Source organism: Bradyrhizobium sp. 2TAF36 (genome assembly GCF_052114925.1).
Classification (GTDB): domain Bacteria; phylum Pseudomonadota; class Alphaproteobacteria; order Rhizobiales; family Xanthobacteraceae; genus Bradyrhizobium; species Bradyrhizobium barranii.
In genome coordinates, this window is sequence record NZ_JBFRFR010000242.1 from 1 (window position 1) to 1,017 (window position 1,017).

The window sequence follows — 1,017 nt, forward strand, 5'->3', positions numbered from 1 at the left end:
CTAAAGCGGGATGGGGTTAGGTTGAATCGATTTGGGATTCCCAAATCGGTGTGTTTCTGATTCACCATTCTGGCTGGGTTGGAGGCCAGCATGGATGGGCAAGCCTTATTCTCTGGATCTTCGCAAGCGTGTCGTGTCCGCGATCGAGGGCGGGATGTCCCGCAATCAGGCAGCCAAGCAGTTTGGGGTCGCGATCAGCACAGCAATCGGTTGGATGCAACGGGTAGAGGAGACCGGCAGCGTTGAGCCTGGTCAGATGGGCGGTCATAAGCCGAAGGCGGTTTCGGGAGACCACGCGGTTTGGCTGTCGCAACGGATCAAGGACGGCGATTTCACTATACGGGGGCTCGTTGCCGAGCTTGCTGGACGCGGCCTGAAGGTCGACTATCACTCGGTGTGGGACTTCGTGCATGCCGAGAAGCTCAGCTTCAAAAAAAAGCGTGGCGGCTGGCGAACGCGATCGACCCGCGGTCGCGCGGCGGCGAGCCCAGTGGACAAAATATCAAGGGCGCGTCGAAGCTGAGCGGCTCGTCTTCATCGACGAGACATGGACCAGAACCGATATGGCGCCTTTGCGGGGATGGGCGCCGCGCGGGCACAGACTTCCTGCCACGGTTCCCCACGGCCGCTGGAAGACCATGACCTTCCTGGCGGCGCTGCGCCATGACCGGATCGATGCACCATGGTTCATCGAGGGGCCGATCGATGGCGTSAGCTTCCGCACCTATGTCGAGAAGGTTCTTCTGCCTGTCCTTCGACCCGGCGATATCGTCGTCTTGGATAACCTCGGTAGCCACAGGAGCAAAGCAGTTCGCCAACTCATCCGTTCGGTCGGCGCCAAACTCTTCTTCCTGCCCAAATACTCGCCCGACCTGAACCCGATCGAGCAGGTCTTTGCCAAGCTCAAGCATCTGCTCCGCAAAGCTGCCGCGCGAACCGTCGACGCGGTCTGCGCCGCAATCGGCCACGCACTCGATGCCTTCACCCCCGAGGAATGCGCCAATTACCTGAAAAATT

The 1,017-nt window shown here is 60.0% G+C and carries 1 protein-coding gene; it reads left to right on the forward strand.

Features of this window, described 5'->3' with window-relative positions:
• Positions 1 to 94 precede the first annotated feature (94 nt).
• Positions 95 to 1,017, forward strand: a protein-coding gene (locus AB4Z51_RS44990) for an IS630 family transposase (protein WP_441499777.1) whose coding sequence is annotated in 2 segments (ribosomal slippage) — positions 95 to 430 and positions 432 to 1,017 — 922 coding nt annotated over the 2 segments. Because the reading frame shifts where the segments join, the coding sequence is not laid out codon by codon here. This gene is flagged as partial in the annotation.